At 71.8% G+C, this 18,333-nt stretch carries 21 protein-coding genes; 16 read left to right on the top strand and 5 right to left on the bottom strand.

Annotation, left to right across the window (positions count from 1 at the left end; translation table 11 throughout):
* Positions 1–153: 153 nt before the first annotated feature.
* From ffh to ABZ795_RS12045, 16 genes are all read left to right on the top strand, one after another.
* The gene (ffh, locus tag ABZ795_RS12120) at positions 154–1,701 is read left to right on the top strand and encodes a signal recognition particle protein (protein ID WP_357530322.1); all 1,548 of its coding nucleotides are present in this window, start codon (positions 154–156) and stop codon (positions 1,699–1,701) included.
* A 66-nt stretch (positions 1,702–1,767) separates the two neighbouring features.
* On the top strand, positions 1,768–2,346 hold the full coding sequence (locus ABZ795_RS12115; RefSeq protein ID WP_327022261.1) for a Uma2 family endonuclease: 579 nt from the start codon (positions 1,768–1,770) through the stop codon (positions 2,344–2,346).
* 18 nt (positions 2,347–2,364) lie between these two features.
* On the top strand, positions 2,365–3,444 hold the full coding sequence (locus tag ABZ795_RS12110; RefSeq protein ID WP_357530321.1) for an amidohydrolase family protein: 1,080 nt from the start codon (positions 2,365–2,367) through the stop codon (positions 3,442–3,444).
* A gap of 85 nt (positions 3,445–3,529) precedes the next feature.
* Entirely contained in the window at positions 3,530–4,936 is a 1,407-nt protein-coding gene (proS, locus tag ABZ795_RS12105; RefSeq protein WP_357530320.1) for a proline--tRNA ligase, read from the top strand.
* A gap of 145 nt (positions 4,937–5,081) precedes the next feature.
* Entirely contained in the window at positions 5,082–5,729 is a 648-nt protein-coding gene (locus ABZ795_RS12100) for a DUF402 domain-containing protein (protein WP_357530319.1), read from the top strand.
* Between the two features lie 245 nt (positions 5,730–5,974).
* Positions 5,975–6,421, top strand: coding sequence for a 30S ribosomal protein S16 (gene rpsP, locus ABZ795_RS12095; RefSeq protein WP_327022257.1), 447 nt, complete (start codon positions 5,975–5,977; stop codon positions 6,419–6,421).
* Positions 6,396–6,656 (top strand): RNA-binding protein, encoded by a 261-nt coding sequence (locus ABZ795_RS12090; RefSeq protein WP_357530361.1) that lies wholly within the window; start codon positions 6,396–6,398, stop codon positions 6,654–6,656. The genes rpsP and ABZ795_RS12090 overlap by 26 nt, the downstream gene beginning before the upstream one ends.
* Positions 6,656–7,219 carry a ribosome maturation factor RimM gene (gene rimM, locus ABZ795_RS12085; RefSeq protein WP_327022256.1) on the top strand — a complete coding sequence of 188 codons (564 nt, stop codon included), beginning with the start codon at positions 6,656–6,658 and terminating at the stop codon, positions 7,217–7,219. Before ABZ795_RS12090 ends, rimM begins: the two co-directional genes overlap by 1 nt.
* Before the next feature lie 16 nt (positions 7,220–7,235).
* Positions 7,236–8,012: a tRNA (guanosine(37)-N1)-methyltransferase TrmD gene (gene trmD, locus ABZ795_RS12080; protein ID WP_357530318.1), complete on the top strand. Its 777-nt coding sequence runs from the start codon at positions 7,236–7,238 to the stop codon at positions 8,010–8,012.
* Between the two features lie 142 nt (positions 8,013–8,154).
* A complete protein-coding gene (gene rplS / locus ABZ795_RS12075) occupies positions 8,155–8,511 on the top strand; it encodes a 50S ribosomal protein L19 (RefSeq protein ID WP_327022254.1) in 357 nt (118 codons plus the stop codon).
* 183 nt (positions 8,512–8,694) lie between these two features.
* Complete coding sequence (gene lepB / locus ABZ795_RS12070) at positions 8,695–9,582, top strand: signal peptidase I (RefSeq protein ID WP_327022253.1); 888 nt, start codon at positions 8,695–8,697, stop codon at positions 9,580–9,582.
* Positions 9,579–10,214: a signal peptidase I gene (lepB, locus tag ABZ795_RS12065; protein ID WP_357530317.1), complete on the top strand. Its 636-nt coding sequence runs from the start codon at positions 9,579–9,581 to the stop codon at positions 10,212–10,214. The genes lepB (ABZ795_RS12070) and lepB (ABZ795_RS12065) overlap by 4 nt, the downstream gene beginning before the upstream one ends.
* Before the next feature lie 53 nt (positions 10,215–10,267).
* Positions 10,268–10,753 (top strand): NUDIX domain-containing protein, encoded by a 486-nt coding sequence (locus ABZ795_RS12060; protein ID WP_357530316.1) that lies wholly within the window; start codon positions 10,268–10,270, stop codon positions 10,751–10,753.
* Positions 10,747–11,559: a ribonuclease HII gene (locus ABZ795_RS12055; RefSeq protein ID WP_357530315.1), complete on the top strand. Its 813-nt coding sequence runs from the start codon at positions 10,747–10,749 to the stop codon at positions 11,557–11,559. Before ABZ795_RS12060 ends, ABZ795_RS12055 begins: the two co-directional genes overlap by 7 nt.
* The gene (locus ABZ795_RS12050) at positions 11,556–11,879 is read left to right on the top strand and encodes a DUF2469 domain-containing protein (RefSeq protein ID WP_007075222.1); all 324 of its coding nucleotides are present in this window, start codon (positions 11,556–11,558) and stop codon (positions 11,877–11,879) included. Before ABZ795_RS12055 ends, ABZ795_RS12050 begins: the two co-directional genes overlap by 4 nt.
* Before the next feature lie 303 nt (positions 11,880–12,182).
* Complete coding sequence (locus tag ABZ795_RS12045) at positions 12,183–12,824, top strand: M23 family metallopeptidase (RefSeq protein ID WP_357530360.1); 642 nt, start codon at positions 12,183–12,185, stop codon at positions 12,822–12,824.
* Here the strand turns inward: ABZ795_RS12045 and ABZ795_RS12040 are convergent.
* The 5 genes from ABZ795_RS12040 to ABZ795_RS12020 all read right to left on the bottom strand — a co-directional run bounded on the left by ABZ795_RS12040 (position 12,712) and on the right by ABZ795_RS12020 (position 18,171).
* A complete protein-coding gene (locus ABZ795_RS12040) occupies positions 12,712–13,893 on the bottom strand; it encodes an aminotransferase class V-fold PLP-dependent enzyme (RefSeq protein WP_357530314.1) in 1,182 nt (393 codons plus the stop codon). The two genes, ABZ795_RS12045 and ABZ795_RS12040, sit on opposite strands and share 113 nt — an antisense overlap.
* An 88-nt stretch (positions 13,894–13,981) precedes the next feature.
* On the bottom strand, positions 13,982–15,067 hold the full coding sequence (locus ABZ795_RS12035) for a tyrosine recombinase XerC (RefSeq protein WP_357530313.1): 1,086 nt from the start codon (positions 15,065–15,067) through the stop codon (positions 13,982–13,984).
* A gap of 10 nt (positions 15,068–15,077) precedes the next feature.
* A complete protein-coding gene (locus ABZ795_RS12030) occupies positions 15,078–16,298 on the bottom strand; it encodes a DNA-processing protein DprA (RefSeq protein ID WP_357530312.1) in 1,221 nt (406 codons plus the stop codon).
* Entirely contained in the window at positions 16,295–17,812 is a 1,518-nt protein-coding gene (locus tag ABZ795_RS12025) for a YifB family Mg chelatase-like AAA ATPase (RefSeq protein WP_327022246.1), read from the bottom strand. Before ABZ795_RS12025 ends, ABZ795_RS12030 begins: the two co-directional genes overlap by 4 nt.
* Positions 17,812–18,171, bottom strand: a complete 360-nt coding sequence (locus ABZ795_RS12020) for a YraN family protein (protein ID WP_357530311.1) — start codon at positions 18,169–18,171, stop codon at positions 17,812–17,814. The genes ABZ795_RS12025 and ABZ795_RS12020 overlap by 1 nt, the downstream gene beginning before the upstream one ends.
* Positions 18,172–18,333: the final 162 nt, after the last annotated feature.

Here is an 18,333-nt window from a genome sequence, read left to right as displayed (position 1 = left end):
GGGTGGGGGCGCGGGTGTGCGGGTGGGCTGCCGTCGGGAAAGGGGGCGGCTGGGCCGGGCCGGGGAAGCGGGGTCGGGCTAGGCTAGCGGTGGGCTGGACACCACCCGCGTGTCCGTACCGTGCCCGCCGAAGACGACAATCGGGATGTTCGCGTGTTTGACACCTTGAGTGACCGCCTCTCCGGGATCTTCACCAAGCTCCGCGGCAAGGGACGCCTCACCGACGCCGACATCGACGCCACCGCGCGCGAGATCCGTCTCGCGCTGCTGGAGGCCGATGTCGCGCTGCCGGTGGTCAAGGGCTTCATCGCGAACGTCAAGGAACGGGCGCGTGGTGCGGAGGTCTCCCAGGCGCTCAATCCGGCCCAACAGATCATCAAGATCGTCAACGAGGAGCTGGTCGCCGTCCTCGGTGGCGAGGGGCGTCGGCTCCAGTTCGCCAAGCAGCCGCCGACGGTGATCATGCTCGCCGGCCTCCAGGGTTCCGGTAAGACCACCCTCGCCGGCAAGCTGGCCCGCTGGCTCAAGGCCCAGGGCCACCAGCCCCTGCTGGTCGCCGCCGATCTCCAGCGCCCCAACGCCGTCGGGCAGCTCCAGGTGCTCGGTGGCCGGGCCGGGGTCGAGGTGTACGCCCCGGAGCCCGGCAACGGGGTCGGTGACCCCGTGCAGGTGGCCAAGGCCTCCCTCGAACACGCCCGACGGGCCGCCCGTGACGTGGTCATCGTCGACACCGCCGGTCGACTCGGCATCGACGCCGAGATGATGCGGCAGGCCGCCGACATCCGGGACGCGGTCGACCCCGACGAGGTCATCTTCGTCATCGACGCGATGGTCGGCCAGGACGCGGTGCGTACCGCCGAGGCCTTCCGTGACGGCGTCGGCATCACCGGCGTGGTGCTCTCCAAGCTCGACGGCGACGCCCGGGGTGGTGCCGCCCTGTCGGTGCGTGAGGTCACCGGGCAGCCGATCCTGTTCGCCTCCACCGGCGAGAAGCTGGAGGACTTCGACGTCTTCCACCCCGACCGGATGGCCAGCCGGATCCTCGGCATGGGCGACGTTCTCACTCTGATCGAGCAGGCCGAGGCGGCCTTCGACACCGATCAGAAGGAGAAGATGACCGCCAAGCTGATGGGCGGCGAGCAGTTCACCCTGGAGGACTTCCTCGACCAGCTCATCGCGGTCCGCCGGATGGGGCCGATCGCCAACGTGCTGGCCATGATGCCCGGCATGGGGCAGGTCAAGGACCAGTTGGCCGAGGTGGACGACAAGCACTTCGACCGGATCACCGCGATCATCCGGTCGATGACCCCGGCCGAGCGGACCAACCCGAAGATCATCAACGGCTCCCGCCGGGCCCGGATCGCCAACGGCTCCGGGGTCACCGTGATGGACGTCAACCAGCTGCTCAACCGCTTCGCCGACGCGCAGAAGATGATGAAGCAGATGGGCGGCATGATGGGCCTGCCGGGCGGGCGGCGCAAGGCCACCAAGAGCCCGAAGAACAAGCGCAAGGGTACGAAGGGCGGCGGTCGGCCGCGTACCGGTGCCGGGATGCCCGGTGGCTTCCCGGGTGGCATGCCGCAGCTTCCGCCGGGCATGAAGCCGGAGGACCTGGCGGCCGGTCAGGGCCTCCCGCCGGGCTTCAAGCTCCCGAAGATCGACTTCAACAAGCTCGGCAAGGGTGGCCAGCCGCCCCGCTGAGCGTGTCGGTGACGGCGGGTGGCGTTGTCGGCGCTTAGGGTGATGCCGCCCCTGGAAGGAGGAGTCATGACCGTGGCGCCCATCCTGCCCGAGCGGTCGGAGTGGACGGTTGACGACCTCGGCGACCTGCCGAAGGACCTTCCGTACGAACTGATCAACGGAAGGTTGATCGTGCCGTCCCCCACTGCCCTGCACCAAGATCTCTGTGTCCGGCTGCTGCTGGCGCTTGAAGTCAACTGCCCGGCGGAATACCTGGTCAGCATCGACCTGTCGATGCGGGTCGACCGCCGCAACGAGCCTCGGCCGGACGTGGTCGCGATCCGTCGTCAGCACGCCGACCGATCGCCCGTGCCGGTCGAGGACGCTCTGCTGGCCGTTGAGGTGGTCTCGCCCTCCTCGACCTTTCGCGACCTCTACGACAAGGCCCGGGTCTACGCCCGCGCCGGGGTACGCACCTACTGGGTGGTCGACCCCCTGCACGAGAAGATGACCCTGACCGAGTACGTGCTGACCTCCGCCGGTGAGTACGAGGTGGCCGCCCACACGGAGGACCTGTTCGTCACCGAGCGACCCTGGAAGGTGTCGGTCGACCTGCCGGCGCTGACCGTACGGCGGGCGGGGCTCCTCGCCAGCGACGGAGAGTGATCCGGTAGGACTGTGCGCATGGCTCTGCATGTGCGCGGTGTGCTCCTGCCGGACGACGAGGTCCGGGATCTGTGGCTGGTCGGCGACCGGATCACCTTCGAACCGGTGCCGGGTGCCGAGACGATCGCCGACGGTGGCTTCGTCCTGCCGGGGCTGGTGGACGCGCACTGCCACATCGGCATCGCCCGGGGCGCGACCCCGATCACCTCGCTGGACCAGGCGCGGGCCTTGGCGCGGATCGACCGGGACGCGGGTGTGCTGGCGATCCGGGACGCCGGTTCCCCCTTTCCGTACCCGGAGCTTGAGGACGAACCCGACCTGCCCCGGATGATCCGGGCCGGGCGGCACATCGCGCCGCCGAGGCGCTACCTGCGCGACATCGGGGTGGAGGTCGAGGCGGCCCAGGTGGCGGCGACCGTGGCCGAGCAGGCGGCGGCCGGCAGCGGCTGGGTCAAGCTGGTCGGGGACTGGATCGACCGGGGGGTCGGTGACCTGGCGCCGGCCTGGGACGCGGACACCATGGCCGCCGCGGTGGCCGCCGCGCACGCCGCCGGGGTGCGCGCCGCCGTGCACACCTTCAGCGAGTCGGCCGTGGAGATCATGGTGCGGGCCGGGGTGGACTCGGTCGAGCACGGCACCGGGTTGAGCCTGGACCTGATCGACCTGATGGCCCGGCAGGGCACCGCGCTGATCCCCACGATGATCAACATTCGGACCTTCGGCCACATCGCCGACCAGGCCCGACCCAAGTTCCCCGGGTACGCCGACCACATGATCGCCCTGCGGGACCGCTTCCCCGAGGTGGTGCGTTCGGCGTACGAGGCCGGGGTGCCGATCTTCGTGGGTACCGACGCCGGTGGTGGCATCGACCACGGCCTGGCCGCCGAGGAGATGCTGCTGCTGCACGAACAGGCCGGCATGAGCACCGAGGACGTGCTCGCCGCCGCCACCTGGCGGGCCCGGCAGTGGCTGGGCTTCCCCGGCCTGGTCGACGGTGGCCTGGCCGACCTCGTCGTCTACTCCGAGGACCCGCGCCGGGACCTGCGGGTGGTTCGCGAGCCGGCCCGCATCGTGCTGCGCGGACGGGTCATCCGCTGACCCGACCTACCGCACGGCGGCCGATGGGTAGTGATGCCGCGCCCGATCGCGCTGCCCCGTCCGCCCCTGCATAGGATGTGCGGTTATGGCGCGCGTGCTTACTCCCCGGGCTGAAGACTTCCCCCGGTGGTACCAGGACCTCATCGCTAAGGCGAAGCTGGCCGACAACGGGCCGGTGCGGGGGACCATGGTGATCCGACCGGCCGGCTATGCCATCTGGGAGCGGATGCAGGCCGAGATGGACGACCGGATCAAGGCGGCCGGGGCGGAGAACGCGTACTTCCCGCTGTTCATTCCGGAGAGCTACCTCAAGCGCGAGGCCGAGCACGTCGAGGGCTTCTCGCCGGAGCTGGCGGTGGTCACCCACGGCGGCGGCAAGCAGTTGGCCGAGCCGGTCGTGGTGCGCCCCACCAGCGAGACCGTCATCGGCGAGTTCATGGCCAAGTGGATCGACTCGTACCGGGACCTGCCGCTGCTGCTCAACCAGTGGGCCAACGTGGTCCGCTGGGAGCTGCGCCCCCGGATCTTCCTGCGCACCAGCGAGTTCCTCTGGCAGGAGGGGCACACCGCCCACGCCACCCGCGAGGACGCCCGGGCCTACGCCCGCAAGATCCTGCACGAGGCGTACGAGGACCTGATGGTCAACGTGCTCGGCATCCCGGTGGTGGTCGGGCTCAAGACCGCCCGGGAGCGGTTCGCCGGGGCGACCGCCACCTACACCTGCGAAGGCATGATGGGCGACGGCAAGGCCCTTCAGCTCGGCACCAGCCACGAGCTCGGGCAGAACTTCGCCAAGGCCTTCGACATCAGCTACTCCTCGGCCGAGGGCGGCCGGGAGCACGCCTGGACCACCTCCTGGGGCACCTCGACCCGGATGCTCGGCGGTCTGATCATGTGCCACGGCGACGACAACGGCCTGCGGGTGCCGCCAAAGCTGGCCCCGGTGCAGGCGTACGTCATGGTGGTCAAGGACGGCGAGGGTGTGGGCGAGGCGGCGGCCAAGCTGCGCGACGCCCTGCGCGACGCCGGGGTCCGGGTCCTGCTCGACGACCGCACGGACACCCCCTTCGGCCGCCGGGCCGTCGACGCCGAGCTGCGCGGCTACCCGGTACGTGTCGAGGTCGGCCCCCGTGACCTGGCCGCCGGCAACGCGGTCGTGGTCCGGCGTACGGACGGCTCGAAGGCCCCCACCCCCATCGCGGACGTGGTCGGCGCGGTGCTCGCCGCCCTGGCGGCCGACCAGCAGGCCCTGCACGACCAGGCGCTGGCCTTCCGCCAGTCCCGCACCACCGAGGTGGCCACCCTGGAGGAGGCGATCGAGGCGGCGGCCACCGGCTGGGCAAGGGTTCCGTGGTCGGCGGTAGGTGTCGAAGGCGAAGCCAAGGCCAACGCCCAGGGCGTCACCGTCCGCTGCCTGGTCCGCGCCGACAACTCCGTCCCCGACACCGAGGACGAACCCAACCTGACCGCCATCCTCGCCCGCGCCTACTAACCCACCCCAGGCGCTACCCACGCGCCCCCACCCCCGCTCTGCTCGTCGATCTTGCACTTTCTGTCGGGGCGAACCCGCAGCAAAGGTGCATTTCGGCGACCAGAAGTGCAAGATCGCGGGGAATGGGGGGCGGTAGGGTCGGGGGGTGAGGTTTGAGGTGGGGCGGTTGGTGGTGCACCGTAATGTGCGCCGGGGGCGGATCGGGTGGGTTCGGCCGGCCCGGGTGGTCAGTGATGACGAGCGGGGGCTGCTGCTCTGGGTGGCCGAGGGGTCGCCGGTGGCCGGCGAGGTGAACGCCGACGGGCTGGGGATGCGGGCGGTTCCGTTCGCGCAGTGGCTCACTCCGACCTTCCAACTGAAGCAGGGGCGGTGGAACGGGCCGCCGCTGCTGAAGTTCCTGCCTGCCGGGGCGGCGCATTCCGTCTGGTGGTTCCGCGACCCGCAGGGGCGTTTCGCCGGGTGGTACGTCAACCTGGAGGAGCACGGGGTCCGGTGGGACGACGGCGGGCTGGCCGGGGTCGACATCGTGGATCAGGATCTCGATGTGTGGGTGCGCCCGGACCGCAGCTGGGAGTGGAAGGACGAGGGCGAGTTCGTCGAGCGGCTGGCCTTCCCGGAGCACTACTGGGTGACCGACGAGGCGGCCGTACGAGCCGAGGGCAAGCGGGTGATCGCCCTGGCCGAGGCCGGGGAGTTCCCCTTCGACGGCACCTGGTGCGATTTCACCCCACCCCCGCAGTGGGTGCCCCCGGAGCAGTTGCCCGCCGGCTGGGACCGCCCACCCGCACGCTGAGTTGGCTGTGTTCTGCGTCACTTCGGGGCCACTGCGGGTGACCCGCCCCGGTCCGATGTGAGGGATCCCGGGTGGATCTGGCAGAATGGCTGGCTGGTATCCGGCGCGCGTCCGGCGCCCTCTAACCCGGGCGTGCCGCCAGTCCACCCGAGCTGTCTCCGGCCCAACCCCACTGTGCCGGTTGGCGCTCACCCGTGCACACCGCCCACCTGGGCCGGTGAGATCGCAACAGGAGCGAAACAACCGTGGCCGTAAAGATCCGGCTCCTGCGGATGGGCAAGATCCGCAACCCGCAGTACCGCATCGTCATCGCCGACTCGCGTACCAAGCGCGACGGCCGGGCGATCGAGTTCGTCGGGATCTACCAGCCGAAGGAAGACCCTTCGGTGATCGAGGTCAAGTCGGAGCGGGTCCAGTACTGGCTGTCCGTCGGCGCCCAGCCGAGCGAGGCGGTGCAGCGGCTGCTGGAGCTGACCGGTGACTGGCAGAAGTTCAAGGGCCTGCCGGCCCCGCCGCCGCTGAAGGTGGCGCCGGAGCGGGTCGACCGCACGGCCGCCTACGAGGCCGAGGCCAAGGCCGCCGCCGGTGTGGCGGACACCCCGGCCAAGCCGGCCAAGAAGGCCGCCAAGGCCGAGGCGGAGGCGCCGAAGGCCGAGGAGCCGGCCGCTGCGGACTCCGGTGAGCAGGCCTGACATGGCACTGCGGCCGGCGTTGGAGCACCTGGTCAAGGGCATCGTCGATCACCCCGATGACGTACGCGTCCGGATGGTCGACTCCCGTCGGGGCAAGCGGCTCGAAGTCCGCGTGCACCCCGAGGACCTGGGCACCGTGATCGGGCGGTCCGGTCGGACCGCCAAGGCACTGCGCCAGGTGATCGGCTCCATCGGTGGGCGCGGCGTGCGCGTCGACATCGTCGACTCGTACTGATGCAGCTCATCGTCGGCAGGATCGGCAAGCCGCACGGCATCCGCGGTGAGGTCACCGTGGAAGTGCGTACGGACGAGCCCGAGACGCGGTTCGCCCCCGGCATGGTGTTGACCACCATGCCGGGGGCGGTTCCCCGTGGCCGCCAGGAGCCGGCCGCCAGTCCGGGAGAGCGCTACGAGGTGCCCGCCGAGCTGACCGTGGAGGCTGCCCGCTGGCACCAGGGTCATCTCCTGGTCGCCTTCGACGGCGTGCTGGACCGGAACGTCGCGGAGGCGTTGCGGGGCACCCTGCTCGCCGTGGACAGCGCCGACGTGGCCCCGCCGGAGGACCCGGAGGAGTTCCACGACCACCAACTGGTCGGGCTGGCCGTGGTCACCCCGGCCGGGGAGCGACTGGGCGAGGTGGCCCGGATCGACCACGCACCCGCCTCGGATCTGCTGGTGCTGCGTCGCCCCGAGGGACGTACCGCGCTGATTCCCTTCATCAAGGTGATGGTCCCCGAGGTCGATCTGGCCGGTGGTCGCGTCGTGGTCGACCTGCCTGACGGCCTGCTCGACCTCTGATCGCGGAGCACCCCTGATGCGTGTCGACATCGTGTCGATCTTCCCGGAGTACTTCGCCCCCCTGGATCTGTCCCTGATCGGCAAGGCCCGGGCCAACGGCACCCTGCGGCTGGGCGTACACGATCTGCGTACCTGGACCCACGACGTGCACCGCACGGTCGACGACACCCCGTACGGCGGTGGGCCGGGCATGGTGATGCGGCCCGAGCCCTGGGGTGCGGCCCTGGACGCCCTGGCCCCGGCGGAGTCGGCGGCGACCCCCCGACTGCTGGTGCCCTCCCCGGCCGGGGTGCCCTTCACCCAGGCGTTGGCGTACGAGTTGGCCGCCGAGCCACACCTGATCTTCGCCTGCGGCCGGTACGAGGGCATCGACCAGCGGGTCCTGGACCACGCGGCCACCCGGATGCCGGTCACCGAGGTCAGTCTGGGCGACTACGTGCTCTTCGGTGGCGAGGTGGCCGTGCTGGTGATCCTGGAGGCGGTCACCCGGCTGCTGCCCGGGGTGCTCGGCAACGCCGGCTCGCTGACCGAGGAGTCACACGCCCACGGGCTGCTGGAAGCGCCGATGTACACCAAGCCGGCGGCCTGGCGGGGGCTGGAGGTGCCGGAGGTGCTGCGCTCCGGCGACCACGGGCGGATCGCCCGCTGGCGCCGCGACGAGGCCCTGCAGCGCACCGGCCGACGTCGGCCGGACATGCTGGCCGCCCTCGACCCTGAGCAGTTGGACAAACGGGACGTGGCGACCCTCGACCGGGCCGGGTTTCCGGTGCCCGGACGGGATATGGCAAAGTAGAGGGGTTGCCGCAGTCGTCTGCGCCGTGGACGGCTGCGAGGATCCCCGACCGGGGTCGGTTCCACCGGCCGCCATCCGGGGATCAGTATCACCCATTCGCGCGCCGATTGACGGTGCGCCGTGAGCCTCACGAGGACGAGCGATGAACATCCTGGACGCTCTTGACGCCCAGTCGAAGCGCACCGACCTTCCCGACTTCCGCGCCGGTGACACCGTGAAGGTGCACGCGCGAGTGGTCGAGGGTAACCGCTCCCGGGTCCAGATCTTCCAGGGCGTGGTCATCCGTCGCCAGGGCGCCGGACTGCGCGAGACCTTCACCGTCCGCAAGCTCAGCTTCGGCGTCGGTGTCGAGCGGACCTACCCGATCAACAGCCCGGCGATCGACCGGATCGAGGTCGTGACCCGTGGTGACGTCCGCCGCGCCAAGCTCTACTACCTGCGCGAGCTGCGGGGCAAGAAGGCCAAGATCAAGGAGCTGCGCGAGAAGCAGCCGAGCTGACCTCGCGCTGCGCCACGCCGCCTCAGCTGCGCGTATGTCGTACCGGCCAGACCGCACTACCCTGGTCGTACGGGCGCAGCGGGGCGGCGACCCGCCATGGCTGGCGGGTGACCTCCACTACCGCCCGGGAAGTCTCGACGAGACTGCCGGGCGGTAGTCGTATCTGCGGACCGGGGAGTGGGCGTGGTACAGGCGCTTGACGACAGCGGCTCGGTTGATCCGTGGCGACGACGGGCCCGGCGTGAGAAACGGCAGATGCCGCTCTGGCAGGAGTTGCCGCTGCTGCTCGTCGTGGCCTTCTGCCTGGCGGTGCTGATCCGTACCTTCCTGCTCCAGGCGTTCTTCATCCCCTCGGGGTCGATGGAGGACACCCTGCTGGTCGGGGACCGGGTCCTGGTCAACAAGGTCGTCTACAACGTGCGGGATCCGCAGCGTGGCGAGGTGGTGGTCTTCCGGGGCACCGACCAGTGGGTCCCGCAGGTGGACGTGGAGCCGGCCGGGGGTTTCACCGACCGGCTAGGCCGCACGGTGGGTGACCTGGTCGGGCTGAGCCGCCCGGGGGAGAAGGACTTCATCAAGCGGGTCATCGGCCTGCCGGGTGACCGGGTCAGCTGCTGCGACGAGCAGGGGCGGGTGCTGGTCAACGGCACCCCGCTGGACGAGTCCGCGTACGTGCTGCGGGACTCCCCCCTGGAGTTGCCCCCCAACCCGCAGGAGTGCCGGTCCCGGCGGTTCGAGGAGATCGTGGTCCCGCCCGGTCAGATGTTCGTGCTCGGCGACCACCGGCTCGTCTCCCAGGACGCCCGCTGCCAGGGCACGGTGCCGATCGACAACGTGGTGGGCCGGGCCTTCGCGGTGGTCTGGCCCTCCAGCCGCTGGCACACCCTGCCGGTGCCGGAGACCTTCGCCGAGGTGCCTCCGGCGGTCACGGCCACCGGCGGGGCGGCCCCACCGGTGCGGCCCACGACCGAAGGAGGGGTGGTCCTGGTGCTTCCGATCGCGGCCACCCTAGCCGTTCTAGCGCGTTCCACGCGGTGGCACCGATCCGGGCAACGTAGGCTCCTCCCGTGATTGACGAGCAGACCGACAAGCCACGCCACTCGTTCTGGAAGGAACTTCCCATCCTGCTGGGGGTGGCGATCCTGGTCGCGGTACTGGTGCGGGCCTTCGTACTGCAGACCTTCTTCATCCCGTCGCCCTCCATGGAGAACACCCTCAAGATCGATGATCGGGTGCTGGTCAACAAGTTGGTGTACAACTTCCGGACCCCGCACCGGGGCGAGGTGATCGTCTTCAAGGCCCCGGTCGAGTGGAGCGGCAACCCCGCGGGCGAGGACTTCATCAAGCGGGTGATCGGGGTCGGCGGGGATCGGCTGGTCTGCTGCGACGCCCAGGACCGTCTGGTGATCAACGGGGTGCCGCTGGACGAGCCGTACATCTTCTCCTTCGACGGCAACCGGGACAAGCCGGCGGACCAGGAGTTCGACGTCGTCATCCCGCAGGGTCGGCTCTGGGTGATGGGTGACCACCGTTCCGCCTCCGGTGACTCCCTGGAGCACTACCAGCAGTCCGGGGAGAACATCACCGCGGCGACCATCCCGGAGAAGGACGTAGTGGGCCGGGCCTTCACGGTCTTCTGGCCGTTCAACCGGGCCACCCTGCTGACCGTGCCGGAGGAGTTCGAGGCCATTCCCACCCCCTGAGGTGTCGGGGACGGGACGTGGGCGTTGTCGGCCACGTCTGGCAATCTGGTGCGGTGACGCTCTACACCCCGAGGCGCGCCGCCCGGGTGCTCCTGGTCGACCGGGCCGACCGGTTGCTGCTCTTCCGGGGCTTCGATCCCGCCCGTCCGGAGGACGGCCGCTGGTGGTTCACCCCGGGTGGTGGCCTGGACCCGGGGGAGAGCTACCCCGAGGGCGCGGCGCGGGAGTTGGCGGAGGAGACCGGGTTGCGGTTGGCGATGACCCAGTTCGGTGAGCCGGTGCACGCCGAGGTGACGGAGTTCTCCTTCGACGGGGTGTGGTACCGGCAGGAACAGCGGTTCTTCCTGGTGCGGGTCGCCGCACACGAGGTCGACACGACGGGATTCAGCGAGGTGGAGCGCAACAGCGTGGACGGCCACCGGTGGTGGTCGGCCCAGGAACTGCGCAGCACCGCCGAGCGGTGCTACCCCCTGGACCTCCCCGAGGTCCTGATCCGGGCCCTGGCCTCTACGGCCACGGCTCCCGGTGCGCCATGCTGACCCCGCCGCGCACGGTGGTGCGCCGGGAAGCCGGGCTGTACGCGCTGGAGCGGGCCCTGCAACGGCGTGGCTTCCGGTACGTCGCCGGTGCCGACGAGGCCGGCCGGGGGGCCTGCGCCGGGCCGCTGGTGGCCGCCGCCGCAGTGCTGCCGGAAGGGCGGCGAGGTGAGATCGAGGGCCTGGCCGACTCCAAGCTGCTCACCCCGGCGAGCCGGGAGCGGGTGTACGACGAGGTCGTCGCGCGTGCCCTGGCGTACGCCGTGGTGGTCATCCCGGCCGAGGAGGTCGACGCCCGGGGGCTGCACGTGTGCAACCTGGCCGCGATGCGTCGGGCGCTGGCCTCGCTGACCGTGCGACCGGAGTACGTGTTGACCGACGGGTTCGGGGTCGACGGCCTGGACGTGCCCGGTCTGGCCGTGTGGAAGGGCGACCGGGTGGCGGCCTGCGTAGCGGCGGCCAGCGTCCTGGCCAAGGTGACCCGGGACCGGATCATGGTCGACCTGGAGGCTACCTACCCGGGGTACGGCTTCGCCGAGCACAAGGGGTACATCACCGCCGATCACACGGCGGCCCTGCGCGAGCGGGGTCCGTGCCGGGAACACCGGTTCTCCTACGTCAACGTAGCGGCCGTCTCCGGCCTGGACGGCCGTCCACCCCGCTCCCGTCGACCGCTGGGCGCAAGCTGGGACGAGCCGATGGAGCGCTCAGGCTTCGCAGGGGGTACCGTCGGCGTGGCGTTGGGCGAGCAGCCTCAGCCTCCGGCGTCGGTGGGGGAAGATGTGGTCATGGAAGGCGGAGTGCGATGAGCGCGGAAGATCTCGAAAAGTACGAGACCGAGATGGAGCTACAGCTCTACCGGGAGTACCGCGACATCGTCCGTCAGTTCTCCTACGTGGTGGAGACCGAGCGGCGGTTCTATCTGGCCAACCAGGTCGACCTGCACGTGCGCAACTCCGACGGCGAGGTCTACTTCGAGGTCGAGATGCACGACGCCTGGGTGTGGGACATGTACCGTCCCGCCCGGTTCGTCAAGAACGTGCGGGTGATGACCTTCAAGGACGTCAACGTCGAGGAGCTGGAGAAGCCGGACATCTCCCTGCCGGCCGACTCCGGCTTCGGCGGCTGATCCCTGCTGAACCCCGGCTGATCTCCGGCCGGTTTCCGCGCGGTGGACCCCCACCCGCCGCGATCGGTCCACACTGGCGGTCCGGCCCGGCTGTCGTCAGGTCATAGCAGATCGACTTCGTCGGCGTGGGTTGTCCACAGGGCCCCGCGTCGTCCACAGGCGACCCTTGCCGGGCGGCGCGGCCGCCCCAGGATCGGCACACTCGCCGCCATGGTGACCCGAACCCGGGCGCTCTGCGCCCTCCTGCTGCTGCCCCTCCTCATGCCGACCCTCTCCTCGTCCGGACAGCGGTCGTCCCCCACCATGCTGCCGCTCTCAACGGTGGTGGCTGGTCCGTCGGGGGTGGTGCCGTCGCCCGGCGTCGTGCTGTCGCTAGAGGTCGGGTCTGCCGGGCAGGGGTATCGGTGGCCGGTCGAGGGGGTGCCTCGACCGGGCCGCCGGTTCAATCCTCCGGCTCGGCCCTGGCTGTCCGGCCATCGTGGGGTGGATCTGATCGTCCCGGCGGGCGCGCCGATCCGGGCCGCCGGCAGCGGCACGGTCTCGTACTCCGGTCTGGTCGCCGGCCGGCCGGTGATCTCGGTGACCCACCCCGACGGGCTGCGCACCACCTACGAGCCGGTGGAACCGGTGGTCACGGTCGGCACCGCGGTGGCGGCCGGCACCCTCCTGGGGGTCCTGGCGCCCGGGCACCTGGGCTGCCCCGAGGCGGCCTGCCTGCACTGGGGGCTGCGCCGGGGTACTGACTACCTGGACCCGTTGGCCCTGCTCGGTCTCGGTCGCACCCGGCTGCTGCCGCTGGCCGAGGAGCCGATCAGCCTGGCCGGGAAGCCGGTCAGCGTTGGGCCAGCAGGGCGGGCAGCCGCCCGGCGAGCCGGTCGTACTCGTCGGGCGAGTTGTACACCTGGCCGCACAGCCGCAGCCAGCCCCGCCCGTTCCAGGGGTTGACCGCGACCTGGATGGCGAGCCGCTCGGCGATCCGGGCCCGCAGCGCCAGGGCGCCCTCGACCGTGGTGGCCAGCCCTGGCGGCAACGGGATGATCCGCATGGCGACCGTGGGTCCGCCGGGCTCGGGCAGATCGGCCGGCCGCACCCCCAGGGCATCCCCCACCACCCGCTGGCCGTACGCCGCCAGAGCCGCGTTGTGCGCGCGCACCCGGTCCACCCCGAGGGTACGCAGCAGGTAGAGCCCCACCGGGGCACTCAGCCAGGCGGTGTAGTCCGCGGTCGCCTGCCACTCCACCCGGCTGGGGAAGCCGGCCGCCTGCTCCCAGGAGACCACCAGGGGTTCGATGCGGTCCCGCCAGGACGGGGCGACCACCAGCACGGCCGTGCCACGGGGGGCGTACCCCCACTTGTGCAGGTTGCCGACCCAGAAGTCGGCCCCGATGCTCTGCACGCTCGCCGGCAGCATCCCGGGAGCGTGGGCGGCGTCGACGAGCACGGACACCCCGTGTTCCCGCGCCACCCCGACGATGGCGGCGACCGGCAACAACCGTGCCGTGGCCGAGGTGAGCTGGTCGACCACGAGCAGCCGGGTACGCCCCGGACGCAGCCCGGACCGGACGATCTGCACGATCTCCTCGGTGGTCGCCGACAGTGGCACCGGCAGCACCCGATGGGTCGCCCCGCTGCGGCGGCACTCCCGGGCGATGGCGAAGTCGACCGCACCGTAGCCATGATCGGTGGTGAGCACCTCGTCGGCCGGGCCCAGCCCTAGGGACTGCAACACCACCGCCACCCCGGTGGTGGCGTTGACGGTCAGGGCGGTGCCGTCCGGGTCGGCGCCGAGGAAGCCGGCCAGGTGCCGGCGGGCGTGGGTGATCCGGTCGACCAGGCCGGTGGCGAAGAAGCGCAGCGGGTCGGCCTCCATCTCGTCCCGCAACCGCTGCTGGGCCCGCTGCACGATGATCGGCACCGCGCCGAACGAGCCGTGGTTGAGGTGACTGACCGCCGGGTCGAGGGAGAAGAGCAGGCGGGCGCCCGTCATAGGCTCAGGCGGAGGCGGGACGCTCACCGGATGATCGTAACGCCACCCCCGGGCCCTGGGTGATGGATCTTGATCGGAAAGTGTTCCGCCATCCGGGCGCTGTCGTGGCCGCGACTTAGGCGCGGGGGTGGGCCTGGCGGTACGCCGCACGTAGCCGATCGACCGAGACATGGGTGTAGACCTGCGTACTGGCCAGCGAGGAGTGGCCCAGCAACTCCTGTACCGCGCGCAGGTCCGCCCCGCCTTCGAGCAGGTGGGTGGCGGCCGAGTGGCGCAGCGCGTGCGGTCCGATCCGGGGCAGGTCGGCGGCCTCGGCGTACGCACCGACGATCCGGCGGGCGGTGGTCGGATTCAGCCGGCCACCCCGGGCGCCGAGCAGCAGCGCCTCTCCGGAGGCCGGGACCGCCAGCACGGGCCGCCCGTGTCGCAGCCACTCGTCGAGGGCCCGCTGCGCCGGCAGGCCGTACGGCACGGTCCGTTCCCGGCCACCCTTGCCCCGGACCCGGACCACCCGCCGGCCATGGTCGACATCGGCCAGGTCGATGCCGCACACCTCACTGACCCGCACCCCGGTGCCGTAGAGCAACTCCAGCAGCACCCGGTCACGCCACCGCACCGCCCGAGCCACCCGCTCTCCGTCCTCGGCACCCTCCGCTTCCTCTGTGCCGGTGCCATCGGCGGTGGGAGGGCCAGCCGTGGGGTGGGCGTCGGCCTCGGGGGTGGGATGGGCGCCGGAAGTGGCGCGGCCATCGGCGGTGGATCGGGTGGGTGCCTCGACGAGGAGGGCGGCCTGGTCGGCGCGGAGCACGGTGGGCAGGGTGCGCTGCGGGCGGGGACTGGCGAGGGTGGCGGCCACATCCGTGGGCAGCAGCCCGCCCCGGTGCGCCCAGGCACTGAAGGTGCGTGCCGCCGCCGCGCGTCGGGCCAGCGACGCCCGGGCGGCTCCCATGGTGCGCTGCTTGGCCAGCCAACTGCGTACCGTGTCCAGGTCCAGTTCGGCCACCTCGGCGGCGCCCATCCGATGCGCGTGATCCAACAGGGAGACCAGATCGGCGACGTAGGCCCGTACGGTGTGGGCCGAACGGTTGCGGACCGAGGCCAGGTGCCGGGCGAACTCGTCCACCGCCTCGCGTAGCGGCTCCGGCAGCGCCGCGTGCACGGCCCGGGTGCCACGGGTGCTGCGACCTTCCGTACCCCCCACGGGTCACAGCCTAGGGTCGGGTGCCTCCGCCCGCGACACCGTCAGGGTGGGCGGCTCGGCGGGCGCCTGGGGCCGTCACCAGGGCGTAGCCGTCGCCGCGGCGAACCACCAGGGCCAACTCCTCCAACAGGGACAGCTTGCGCAGCACGGTGCGTACCGCCAGACCGGCGCGACCGGCCAGGTCGTCCACCCCGATCGTGCCCCGTCGGGGCATCACCTCCACGATCGCCCGGGCGTCGTCGTCGATCAGGTCGGTGGGTCGCTGCGGACCCCGTGGCACCGGGGCCAGTTCCCCGATCCGACCCACCTCCTCCAGCACCTGAGCCAGCCCGGTCACCAGGCGGGCGTCCGGTTCCTCCCGCAGGAACTCGTGCGTGCCGACCGACATCGCCGAGGTGACCGGACCGGGCACCACCATCGCCGGTTTGTGCAGCGCCAGGGCCCGTCGGGTGGTCTGGGTGGCGCCGCTGCGGGCCGCCGCCTCCACCAGCACGGTGCCCTTCGTGCCGGCCGCGATCACCCGGTTGCGGATCAGGAAACGGGGACGAAGCGGCTCGGCCTCCGGCGGCCATTCGCTGACCAGCAGCCCGGAGTCGGCGATCCGGTCGAACAACGCCGTGTTACCCATCGGGTAGGGGCGGTCCACTCCACAGGCCAGCACCGCGACCGTCCGGCCGCCCGCGCTCAGCGCGCCCCGGTGTGCGGCGGCGTCGATGCCGAAGGCACCGCCGGAGACGACCGTCCAGTCCCGGTCGGCCAGGCCGTAACCCAGGTCCCTGGCGACATGCAGGCCGTACGGGGTGGCGGCCCGTGCCCCGACCACGGCCACCGACCGGTCCAGCGTCTCGGCCAGCGGCAGCGGCCCGCGTACCCAGAAGCAGAGGGGTGGGGCGGTCTCCCGGTCGACCCGGCGGCGCGCATCCTCCAGCACGAGGGTGCGCAGTTGCTCGACCGAGGCGGGCCACTCGTCGTCATCCGGCACGATGACGCGGGCACCCAGCCGTTCGCCGCGTTCCAGGGCCTCGGCGGCGATGGCCCGCGCATCCCCGGCCTGGCGGCGGGCCGCCACGCTGTCGCGTAACTCCTCCTGGGGCGCCCCGCCGTCGAGCAGCAGATCCAGGGCGGCCACCGGGCCGAGTTCGTCGACCAGCGCGTACACCGAGCGGGTGCCCGGCTCGGCCAGCCAGGTCAACGCCACCCGGGCCAGTGTGGTCTCGTCGTACGTGCTCATATGCCCTCTCCCGTCCTGAGATGGATGGCCTCGCCGACGTCGTGTCGGTCTGGGCGGGGGCGCCCGTCGAGGTCGGCGATGGTCCAGGCGAGCCGGATGACCCGGTCGAAGCCGCGCGCGGAGAGCGACCCCGAGTCGAGCCGGGCTCGTAGTTCGGCGGTGTCGGCGGCGGGTAGCTGCCACGGGGGCCGGCGCAGTTGCTGACCGGGCACCTCCGCGTTGAGGCGGCGACCCAACACCGACCAGCGCTCCGCCGCCGCCCTACGAGCGGCCAGCACCCGGGACGCCACCACCGCGGAGGACTCGTGGGTGCCCGCCTCCATCAGGTCGGCGGCGCGCATCGGCAGCAGCCGCACCTGAAGATCGATCCGGTCGAGCAGGGGACCGGAGAGTCGACCCAGGTAGCGGCGGCGGGCCTGCGGGGGACACTCGCACCGGTCGTCGCCGGCCGGACTGGCGCACGGGCAGGGATTGGCCGCGATCACCAGTTGTGCCCGGGCGGGGTACTCGGTGCCGCCCCGGCTACGGGCCAACCGCACCCGACCGTGCTCCAGCGGTTGGCGTAACGCCTCCAGGGCGGCGCGGCTGAATTCCGGAGCCTCGTCCAGGAAGAGCACCCCTCGGTGGGCCAGCGAGATCGCGCCGGGCCGGGCCATCCCCGTCCCGCCGCCGACGATGGCCGGGATGGTCGCGGTGTGGTGCGGGGCCTGGAACGGGGGCCGCCGCAGCAGCCCACCCTCCGCCGGCAACAGCCCGGCGATCGAGTGCAGCGCGGTCACCTCCAGGGCGGCGGCGTCGTCCAGCTCCGGCAGAATCGAGGGCAGACGCTCGGCCAGCATCGTCTTGCCGGCCCCCGGCGGGCCGATCAGCGCCAGGTGGTGGCCCCCGGCGGCAGCCACCTCCAGGGCCCGCCGACCGAGCCCCTGCCCGGCCACCTCGGCCAGATCGGGGCCGGGATCGGCCGGCGGCGGCAGGTGGGTCGGGGGCTCGATCAGGGGTACGCCGTCGCGGACGTAGGCGATCAGCCGGTGCAGGGTGTCCACGCCGCGTACCCGCAGGCCGGGCACCACGGCGGCCTCGGCGCTGTTGGCGGCCGGCACGATCACCCGCTGGACCCCGGCCCGGGCCGCCGCGGCGGCCATCGGCAGCACCCCCCGGACCGGTCGGACGGTGCCGTCCAGGCCCAGTTCGCCGAGGATCACCACGCCCTCCAGCGGGGCCAGGGGCAGCTCACCGGAGCCGCCGAGCAGCGCCGCCGCGATCGCCAGATCGAAGGCCGAGCCGAACTTGGGCATGGTGGCCGGTAGCAGGTTCAGGGTGATCCGCCGGTTCGGCCAGCGCTGGCCGGAGTTGACCACGGCGGCGCGGACCCGGTCCCGGGCCTCGTGCAGGGCGGTGTCCGGCAGCCCGGAGATGACCACGGCGGGCAGGCCGGGTGCGAGATCCGCCTCCACCTCCACCAGATGACCGGTGACCCCGACCAGGCCGACACAGAGCACCCGGGCGTAGCTCATCAGAAGGCTCCCTTGAGATGTTCGACCTGGGCCCGGCCGGTGCGCGGCAGCAGGACCGAGACGACGTCGAAGCGGATCTCCTCGGCGGTAGTGCCGGTGGCCGCCAGCCACGCCACGGCGAGCCGACGCAGCCGGTGGGCCTTGCGGCTGACCACCGCCTCGGCCGGGGTGCCGAAGTCGTGGTTGCGGCGGGTCTTCACCTCGCAGATGACGAGGACCGGCCCGTCCCAGGCCACGATGTCGATCTCCCCTGCCGGGCAGCGCCAGTTCCGGGCCACCGGGCGCAGCCCTGCCTCGATCAGGTGCCGGACGGCGCAACGCTCCCCGTACCCGCCGACCGCCTGGTTCCGCTTGCTCATGGCCGGCACCCTGCCGGGACCGGAGCCGTCGAGGTGCCCCCGGTGGTACGACCTGTGGACAACGGGAGGTGTTGTGGACAGCCGGACGATCATGCCCTTGGTGTGCTAAGGCGGGCCTGAGTGACGAATCAGCTTCTTGCTCTGCGTACCCGGTCGAATCGC

This window comes from Micromonospora sp. NPDC047134 (genome assembly GCF_040643455.1).
In the GTDB taxonomy this organism is placed as follows: domain Bacteria; phylum Actinomycetota; class Actinomycetes; order Mycobacteriales; family Micromonosporaceae; genus Micromonospora.
Note: the sequence above shows the minus strand (reverse complement) of the source record. Positions and strands in the feature narration are given on the sequence as shown.